The organism is Nonomuraea sp. NPDC050691, from assembly GCF_040654455.1.
GTDB lineage: Bacteria > Actinomycetota > Actinomycetes > Streptosporangiales > Streptosporangiaceae > Nonomuraea.
On the sequence record NZ_JBFAIA010000083.1, the window covers coordinates 24,866 to 33,671 of the forward strand.

Here is an 8,806-nt window from a genome sequence, read left to right on the forward strand (position 1 = left end):
CTCGCCCGATGGCGGGGGCCGTGGCTTATGGAGAGTCTCTGTGGAAGAACGTACGGCTGGCGGCAGCCCCAGCGGCGGCAGCCGTACAGGCCGCAACCTGCCCGCCGCGATCGCGGTGGGCGTGGGGCTGGGCGCGCTGGTCATCGCGTCCCTCTACACGATCAAGGAGCTCTTCCTGGTCGTGGTCGTGGCGGCGGTGGGCGTCGGCGTGGTCGAGATGACGCGGGCGTTCGCCTCCCGCGGCATCCGGGTGCCGGTCGTGCCGGTGCTGGTCTCGATGGCCGCGATGCAGGCCGGGGCGTACTGGGGCGGGCCGGCGTGGCTGCTCGGCGTGTTCGTCGTGTCGGTGTTCGTCATGCTGATCTGGCGGATGTTCGCGGGCGGGGACGGCGAGGGCGCGGCCGGCCAGGGTGGGGGCGGCCAGGGCGCGGCCGGGCGCACCGCCGGGTACGTCCGTGACGCCACGGGCTCGGTCTTTCTGCTGGTCTACCCGCCGCTGCTGGCCGGTTTCGTGGCGCTCCTGCTGGCGCCGGGCGACGGCCGCGACCGGGTGATCGTGTTCATCGCGGTGACCGTGGCCAGCGACATCGGCGGGTACGTCGCCGGGGTGCTGTTCGGCCGGCACCAGCTGACCGTGATCAGCCCGAAGAAGACCTGGGAGGGGCTCGCCGGGTCGGTCGTGGCCTGCACCGTGGTCGGGGCGTGGCTGGTGACCTGGCTGTTCGACGGCCACCTGTGGCAGGGGGCGATCATCGGCGCGCTGGCCGCGGTGCTGGCGACCGTGGGCGACCTGATCGAGTCGATGATCAAGCGGGATCTCGGCATCAAGGACCTCGGCACGATCCTGCCGGGCCACGGCGGGCTGATGGACCGGCTCGACTCGCTGGTGACCACGCTGGTGCCGGTGTGGCTGCTAATGGCGATGTTCTTCTAGCTCCTCGGCCGTGATGGGCGTGAGCCACAGCCAGCGCACCGCCTCGCCCCCGAAGGTGAACCCCGACATGTCAGGCATGTCCGGAGGGTCGGCCAGCATGAGCACCCCCGCGTAGCGCGGTCCCAGCGGGAACGTGGACGGCTCGTGGTACCACTTGGCGGTGTGCCCGTGGCCGAGCCAGGTGACCGAGTGCCAGGGATACTGCGCCAGCCAGACCAGCAGCAGCGCCGCCTCCCGCGGGTCGTCGCGGGTCGCCACGGCCAGCTCGATCCGCGCGTACGCGCCGGGCTTGTCGATCCACTGCTCGACCGTGGGCATGCGCTGGCAGCTCATGCCGACCGTGGACAGCACGGTGAACTCCCGCTCCTCGTGCGGCGGCCGCTCGGTGATGCCGACCGTGGGCAGCCGCTCGCCGCTCGCGTCCCAGTAACGGCCGGCGCGGCCCAGCACCCGGTCGAGGTGGCTCATCGCGAACTGCTGGAACGACGGCCAGGACCCCTCCGCGTGGCGCCACAGCCAGTACGAGCGGGCGTTGGAGATGCGCGGCGCCAGCCCCTCCAGCGCCTCGGACAGCGCCCAGGCGAACGGCGACTCGCCCACCGCGTCCCGGGCGTAGCCGGGCATGCCCCTGCTCATGTCGGCCCAGCCCGGGATGACGGCCAGCAGTTCGTCGTCCTCGTAGATCGCGACGCCGTCGCCCTCCTCGAACCACAGGACCGACAGCCGGCCGAGCGGGCCGCGACCGGCGGGATGCGTCGTGCCGGGCCGCGGCATCAGCGGCGGACGGCCGGAGTTGAGGCGGGCCAGATCGACCACCGGCGGGGCAGGGCGGTGGTTGGCCAGCCACACGGCGCCGTGCACGGCGCCGCCGGGCGAGCACAGGTAGGCCACCGAGGCGTCCTCGTCGCGCTCGATCACGAGCGTGCGGCTGCCGTACGGGTTGCCGGCGGTGAGGACGACCTCGGCCCGCCCCTCGCCAGACGCCGACCGGAAAATCGCCATCAGAACCTCCCGAGGGGACCGGCGGCTGTAGCCGTCGGGGGAATCGGGAGCGGGAGGGCCGCCAAGGCCCGAGCGTGCCCTGACCTGCCAGGTCTGCGCATCACAGATGTCCTTCCGAATTCGTCGGCGCCCGGCGATATCGTGGTCTTCTCGTCACAGAACGGGGGAGGTGGGCGTGCGCAGGTCGGTCAAGTTCCTGCTCCGTCCCACCAGCAAGCAGGCCGCCGCGCTCACGCAGTGCCTGGAGAACCACCGGGAGCTGTACAACGCCGCGTTGGAGCACCGCCGCACCGCCTACGGCAAGGCCGGCGTGACCGTCCGCTACGGCGACCAGTCGGCGGAGCTGAAGGAGATCCGCACGGCGGACCCCCACGGTCAGGGCCGCTGGTCGGCAGGTTCCCAGCAGCAGACCCTGCGCCGTCTGGACAGGGCGTTCGCGGCGTTCTTCCGCAGGGCGAAGGCTGGGCACAAAGCCGGGTACCCGCGTTTCAAGGGCCGGGGCCGGTTCGACACCGTGCAATGGCCTGCGCTCAAGAACGGGGCGGCGTGGGACTCCCGACGGCGTGATCCGGGGCCGCGCGTCTACCTGCTCGGCATCGGGCACGTGCGGGTCCACCAGCACCGGCGTGTGTCCGGCACCGTCAAGACGATCAGCGTCAAACGGGAAGGCGCATGCTGGTTCCTCGTGCTCTCCTGCGACGACGTGCCCGCCGGGCCGCTGCCCACGACAGGCGCGGTCGCCGGCATCGACATGGGCGTCGTCTCGCTGGCGACCACCAGCGACGGCGACCACATCGACAACCAACGGCACCTGGCCTCGACCGCCGACCGCCTCGCGAACGCGCAGCGAAACCTCGCCCGCACGAAGCGAGGCAGCAAGCGGCGAGGCAAAGCTGTGGCCCGTGTCGCCGCCCTGCACGCCAAGGTGCGGCGTCAGCGCCTCGACAGCGCGCACAAGGCCGCGCTGGCGTTGGTCCGCGCCTACGACCTCATCGCACACGAGGACCTGCGGATCACCAACATGACCCGCTCGGCGTCCGGCACAGTCGAAGCCCCCGGGCGCAACGTCGAGCAGAAGTCCGGGCTCAACCGTTCGATTCTCGACGCGGGTTGGGGGGTGTTCCTGACGATTCTTGCGTACCAGGCTGAAGGCGCCGGTCGAGAGCTGATCGCAGTCGCGCCCCACAACACCTCCCGTACCTGCGCGCGATGCGGGTGCTGCACCAAGGAGAATCGCGTCACCCAAGCCGAGTTCCGGTGCCAGGGGTGCGGGCATGCCGCGCACGCCGACGTGAACGCGGCGATCAACATCTTGAGGGCAGGGCTTGCCCTTCGTGAGGCTGCGGAAGCGGCTTAGCGAGAAGCCACTCCCCTCAGGGAGCGGAGGAGTCACACGAGATGACTGTAGATCGGCGGAGGACCCGGGGGCGAGCGGTATCGCGATGAGGGGCTCCGGGGAACGGCCGCGCGTGGAGACGCGAGGCGTTGTCGTGGAGGTGCTCATGGGGCCGAAGTTCCGCAGGGGAAGGTGCCCGGAATGACGTCCGCGCGCCGAGCGTTCACTACCCTGGTCGGTAACCCCCTCTAGCAGAAGGCAGTCCCGTGTCCCAGCAGCCAGGTCAGCTCACGTTCGTCGCGCCGCGCAGGGCGAAGCCCGCCCGGCACCTGGCCGACCTGTCCATGGCGGACCGCCGGGCCGCGGTCACCGAGCTGGGCGAGAAGGCGTTCCGCGCCGACCAGCTCTCGCGGCACTACTTCGAGCGTCTCACCACGGACGTGGCCGCGATGACCGACCTGCCCGCGGCCTCGCGGGACAAGCTGTCGGCGCTGCTGCCGTCGCTGCTCACGCCGGTCAAGGAGCTGGCCACCGACGGCGGCACGACCCGCAAGACGCTGTGGAAGCTGTTCGACGGGGCGCTGGTGGAGTCGGTCCTCATGCGCTACCCCGACCGGGCCACGATGTGCGTCTCGTCGCAGGCCGGATGCGGCATGAACTGCCCGTTCTGCGCCACCGGCCAGGCCGGGCTGACCCGCAACATGTCGACCGCCGAGATCGTCGAGCAGGTCGTGGCGGGGGCGCGGGCGCTGGCGGCCGGGGAGGTGCCGGGTGGCCCCGGCCGGGTCAGCAACGTCGTGTTCATGGGCATGGGCGAGCCGCTGGCCAACTACAAGCAGGTGATCGGGGCGGTGCGCCGCATGGTGGAGCCGGCGCCGCACGGGCTCGGCATCTCGGCGCGCGGCGTCACGGTGTCGACGGTGGGCCTGGTGCCGGCGATCGGCAAGCTCGCCGACGAGGGGCTGCCGGTGACGCTCGCGCTGTCGCTGCACGCGCCGGACGACGAGCTGCGTGACACGCTGGTGCCGATCAACACGCGGTGGAAGGTCGCCGAGGTGCTCGACGCGGCGTGGGCGTACGCGGCGAAGACGAAGCGGCGGGTGTCGATCGAGTACGCGCTGATCAAGGACATCAACGACCAGGAGTGGCGGGCCGACCTGCTCGGCAAGCTGGTGCGCAACAAGCTGGTGCACGTCAACCTCATCCCGCTCAACCCGACGCCGGGCTCGAAGTGGACGGCCTCGCGTCCGGAGGACGAGCGGGCGTTCGTGCGGCGGCTGCAGTTCCACGGCGTGCCGGTGACGGTCCGCGACACGCGGGGGCGGGAGATCGACGGCGCCTGCGGTCAGCTCGCCGCCGCGGATGCCTGAGACCTCCTTCTGTTACGGCAGAGCCAACCCGGCCCCACCCGCCGAGCCCACAGCCGTCACGGCCTCCCGCGGCGTAGCCAGGCGTACGCGCCCAGGGCCACCAGGCACCACACCAGGGAGATGACGGTCAGCTCCGGCAGCTCGGCCACGAGCCGCCCCGCTCCGGCCGCCTTCATCCAGGCCGTGACCGGGACCGTGAGCCAGTAGGCCGGGGTGACGCCGAGCAGCAGCATCGCCAGGAAGCCCGCGACGAGCGCCATGATCGAGTACGCCGGCGACGGCACGATGGGGCGGCTGGTCAGGGCGCCGAGTGCGACCCCGGCCAGGACGGCGAGGGCGTGCAGCACCACCGCCGCGATGACGACCTCACGTGACGGTGTGGCGGACAGGCCGAGGGCGAGCCCGCAGCCGAGGGTCAGGGCCGCGAACGCCGCGCACGTGACCAGCGCCGCCAGCAGCCCGGCGGTCACCTCGCGTCCGCCTCCGCCGACACCGGTCGCCGAGATGGCGCGCTGCTCGTCGGGCTCGGTGTCGAGCAGGCCTCTCGCCGCCCACGCCAGGAACGGGATGATCAGCACCGCCGAGTCGGTCAGCGCCGCCGCCTCCGACCCGCGGGGCGCGCGGCTGGCGTAGACGATGGCGATGACGAAGAGGATGGGCAGGAGGGCCTGGTAGGCGCGGTGGGAGCGCACGTAGGCCGCGACGCGGAAGACCGCCAGGGCGATCACGTGGTCTCCTCCCCGGTGAGGGCCCGGGCCGGGTAGCCGTCGTCGCGCATCCGCCGGAGAAAGCCGTCCAGGTCACGGGCCGGCACGCTGACCTCCACCGCCACCAGGTCCTCCGCGGCCTTGGGCTCCGCCGGCGAGGGCGGGAACGACGAGGGCGGGGACGACGACGGCGGATGCTCGACGAGGCGGGCCGACCGTAACGACCAGAGCCGCAGCCCGTCGACCGCCCCCATCCCGCCCTGGTGGTCACTGGCCACCACGATGCCGCCCCGCGCCGCCACCTCCGTGACGATGTCCGGCAGCGCGTCCCGCGTGTCCCGGTCGAGGCCGGCGAAGGGCTCGTCCAGCACCAGCAGCCCGGGCTCCGCCATGAGGGCCTGCACCAGGCCCACCTTGTGCGCGGTGCCCTTCGACAGCTCGCCCAGCCGCACGCCCGCGAAGCCGTCGAGCCCGACGCGCTCGGCCCACGGCTCCCAGCGGGCGCCGCCGCGGACCCGCGCCATGTGCCGCAGGTAGCCGGCCACCGTGAACGACTGCCCGGTGGGGAAGCGGTCGGGGACGTACCCGACGATCGCCGGGCGGCCGGTGACGGCGCCGGAGGTGGGGCGCGTGAGCCCGGCCAGCAGGCGCAGCAGCGTGGACTTGCCCGCGCCGTTGGGCCCCGTCAGCTCCACCACGTCACCGGGGGAGAGGTGGGCCTCGGCGGCCTCGATGACGTAACGGTCACGCCTTCGGTAGCGGAAAGAGACCTCAGTGAGCCACATGGTGCTGTAACGGTATAGGGCGGCTCGCATCGTCGGGCTAAAGAACCCCACAATAGAGATCGAACCCATCCGAGATCCAACCCCTCAGCAGATTCCGGGAGGAGTGGGCTTGAACCGCTTTCCGCGCGTCATGGGCATGCGTTCCGGATATGACCCGGCGGAGGTCGACGCCCTCATCGGGCGGATCGAGTCGACGCTGGGCCGGGGAGCGCGTGACGTGGAGCCCGTGACCGCCGACGACGTCCGCCGGGCCACGTTCCGCCCCAAGCGCGGCGGCTACCACGAGACGGCCGTGGACTTCGCCCTGGAGGCGTTCGTGGTGGCGCTGGAGACACAGGCCAGGAGCCCCATCAGGCTGGCCATGACGGAGCCCACCGGGGAGATGCTGCGCGAGGAGTGGTTCGAGTCCCAGGCGGCGCGGGTGGAGCGGGTGGCGTTCCGGCCGGGCCGGATGGGCACCGGCTACAACGAGGACGAGGTCGACGCGTTCCTCGACCGGATCGTGGCGACGCTGCGCGGCACCACCGAGTACCCGGTGACGGCCAAGGAGGTGCGGGAGGCGAGGTTCGCGACCGTGCTGCTCAGGTCGGGCTACCTGATCGCGGACGTGGACGCGTTCCTCGCGGGCATCTCGGACGTGCTGGAGCAGCGCGTCACCTCGTCGTAGCCCGGGGAGTCGTAGCCCGGGGAGTCGTGGCGCCAGGAGTGGTGGCCCCGGGCGGCGGGAGGGACGTCACAGCAGGCCGGCCAGGCCGCGCAGGTCGGGCAGGACGTCCTGGGGCACCGACGGGTCGGCGGGCCGCACGTCATGCCGGTTGATCCACACGCGGCGCAGCCCCAGCCGGTGCGCCGGGACGAGGTCGTGGACGTAGCTCTGCGCCACGTGCACCCACCGCTCGGGCTCGAAGGAGTCCCTGAACAGGGTGAAGTGCGCGAGGCCGGGCTTGTAGGCGCCGGCGTCCTCGGAGGTGATCACCGCGTCGAAGGCCACGGGCAGCCGCCGCCGGGTCCCGGCGATCAGGTCGTTGTCGCAGTTGGTCAGCAGCGCGAGCCGCCAGCCGGCCTCGCGCAGCCGTCCCAGCTCGGCGCCGACCTCGGGGAAGACCGGCCAGTACGGGAGCGTGGCGGCCAGGACACCGGCGTCGTCGGGACGCAGCTCCACCCCCTCGTCGGCGCAGGCCCGGCGCAGGGACTCGGCCAGGACCTCGCGGTAGCGCATGCCCGGCGACTCCTCCTGGACCGCCAGCTCGTGCGGTCCGTACGCGTCGAGCAGGCGCCCGCCCCGCCCGGGCGCGACCAGCTCGGCGCTGGTCATGATGCCGTGCCGCCAGTCCACCAGCGTGCCGAAACAGTCGAACGTCACCCATCGCATGAAGACCATGATGACCGCATGGCGATCTCCGCGCGAGCAGCCGGGCCCGCCGACCTGCCCTCGGTGGCCCGCGCCCTGGGGACAGCCGGGGGTCGACGCTCGTGGCGGGCGGGCGGGCGTGAGGTCGAGGTGGAGGCTCCGATCGAGGCGCGGGTCAGGTCGCGTCCGCGGGCTGAGGCGGGAGCGGAGGCGGGTGGGCCGGGGCGGGAGGGGACGGCTGCGGGGTGGTGCCGCGGTCGCGGATCAGTGCCACGATCACCGCCGTCACCGGGGCGGCGAGGAACGCCCCCGTGATCCCGGCCACCAGGCTGCCCACGGCGATGGCGACGAGGATGACCGCGCCCGGCAGGTCGAGCGACCGCCCGTAGATCTGGGGCGCCAGAACATGTCCTTCGAGTTGCTGCACGAGCACGGTCACGACCACGACGGCCAGCGCCACCACCCACCCCTTGGCCACGAACGCGACCACCGCCGCCAGCAGCCCCGCCACGAACGCCCCCACCACCGGGAGGAACGCGCCCGCGAACGTCAGCACCGCCAGCGGCAGCGCGATCGGCACGTGGAGCAGCCACAGCGCCAGCCCGATGCACAACCCGTCCACCGCGCCCACCAGGGCCACACCGCGGATGTAGCGGCCGAGGACGCCGAAGACCAGCTCACCGGCGCGCTCGGTACGCGGCCGGGCCGGGGCGGGCAGCAACTCGGTCAGCCACCGCCACAGCCGGTCGCCGCCGTGGACGAAGTAGACGGCCAGGATGACGGACAGCACCGCGCCCACGACGATCTCCCCGACGGTCCGCACGCCCGTGAGCGCCCCGGTGGCGATCTTCTGCCCCTGCCCGGACAGGTACTCCCTGGCCTGGGCGGCCAGGGTCTCGCCGTTCAGCCCGAACCGGGAGACCAGGCCGTTGAGGTCGCCGAGGGCCTTGCCGAGGCTGGTGCGCATCTGGGCGAGGCTGTCCGCGGTGGGCGGCACGAGGATCGCCACGAGCGCCGCGGCCAGCAGGATGCCGCCCGCGAACACCGCCGTGGTGGCCAGCGCCCGGTTGAGGCCGCGCCGCCGCAGCCAGCGGGCCGGGGGCAGCAGCAGCGCGGTCAGGAGCAGGCCGACGATGATGGAGATCGCGACGGTGCGCAGGACGGAGAACAGGTAGAGCCCGACCGCGGTGAGCGCGATCCAGCCCAGCGCACGCCACACCCTCATCCCGCCCCCCCGACGTCATGCCTGGTCAGAGGCGTTCCCCCGGATCTCTCCGGGCAACCACAGCGGCGGGCGCGGGGGGCCCCCCGGGGGGGGCGG

General features: G+C 72.6%; 9 protein-coding genes. 4 read left to right on the forward strand and 5 right to left on the reverse strand.

What is annotated here, in order from left to right; translation table 11 throughout:
* The first annotated feature begins 40 nt into the window (after positions 1–40).
* Positions 41–934: a phosphatidate cytidylyltransferase gene (locus AB0H81_RS26390; protein ID WP_358379776.1), complete on the forward strand. Its 894-nt coding sequence runs from the start codon at positions 41–43 to the stop codon at positions 932–934.
* Here AB0H81_RS26390 and AB0H81_RS26395 read toward each other — a convergent pair.
* Positions 914–1,936: a suppressor of fused domain protein gene (locus AB0H81_RS26395; protein WP_358379779.1), complete on the reverse strand. Its 1,023-nt coding sequence runs from the start codon at positions 1,934–1,936 to the stop codon at positions 914–916. The genes AB0H81_RS26390 and AB0H81_RS26395 overlap by 21 nt on opposite strands.
* Before the next feature lie 175 nt (positions 1,937–2,111).
* On the opposite strand from AB0H81_RS26395, the gene AB0H81_RS26400 reads away from it, so the two are divergent.
* Together AB0H81_RS26400 and rlmN are read left to right on the forward strand one after the other, a co-directional pair.
* On the forward strand, positions 2,112–3,293 hold the full coding sequence (locus tag AB0H81_RS26400; protein ID WP_358379781.1) for a transposase: 1,182 nt from the start codon (positions 2,112–2,114) through the stop codon (positions 3,291–3,293).
* 245 nt (positions 3,294–3,538) lie between these two features.
* Entirely contained in the window at positions 3,539–4,642 is a 1,104-nt protein-coding gene (rlmN, locus tag AB0H81_RS26405; RefSeq protein ID WP_358379784.1) for a 23S rRNA (adenine(2503)-C(2))-methyltransferase RlmN, read from the forward strand.
* Positions 4,643–4,698: 56 nt separating this feature from the next.
* On the opposite strand, the gene AB0H81_RS26410 is transcribed toward rlmN, so the two are convergent.
* Both AB0H81_RS26410 and AB0H81_RS26415 read right to left on the reverse strand, forming a co-directional pair.
* Positions 4,699–5,370 (reverse strand): hypothetical protein, encoded by a 672-nt coding sequence (locus tag AB0H81_RS26410; protein WP_358379787.1) that lies wholly within the window; start codon positions 5,368–5,370, stop codon positions 4,699–4,701.
* Positions 5,367–6,134, reverse strand: coding sequence for an ATP-binding cassette domain-containing protein (locus tag AB0H81_RS26415; RefSeq protein WP_358379790.1), 768 nt, complete (start codon positions 6,132–6,134; stop codon positions 5,367–5,369). Before AB0H81_RS26415 ends, AB0H81_RS26410 begins: the two co-directional genes overlap by 4 nt.
* A gap of 109 nt (positions 6,135–6,243) precedes the next feature.
* Here AB0H81_RS26415 and AB0H81_RS26420 point away from each other — a divergent pair, with 109 nt between their 5' ends.
* The gene (locus AB0H81_RS26420) at positions 6,244–6,801 is read left to right on the forward strand and encodes a DivIVA domain-containing protein (RefSeq protein WP_358379793.1); all 558 of its coding nucleotides are present in this window, start codon (positions 6,244–6,246) and stop codon (positions 6,799–6,801) included.
* A gap of 66 nt (positions 6,802–6,867) precedes the next feature.
* Here the strand turns inward: AB0H81_RS26420 and AB0H81_RS26425 are convergent, their stop codons facing one another.
* A complete protein-coding gene (locus AB0H81_RS26425) occupies positions 6,868–7,506 on the reverse strand; it encodes an HAD family hydrolase (protein ID WP_358379796.1) in 639 nt (212 codons plus the stop codon).
* A 154-nt stretch (positions 7,507–7,660) separates the two neighbouring features.
* Positions 7,661–8,710 (reverse strand): AI-2E family transporter, encoded by a 1,050-nt coding sequence (locus AB0H81_RS26430; protein WP_358379799.1) that lies wholly within the window; start codon positions 8,708–8,710, stop codon positions 7,661–7,663.
* Positions 8,711–8,806 lie beyond the last annotated feature (96 nt).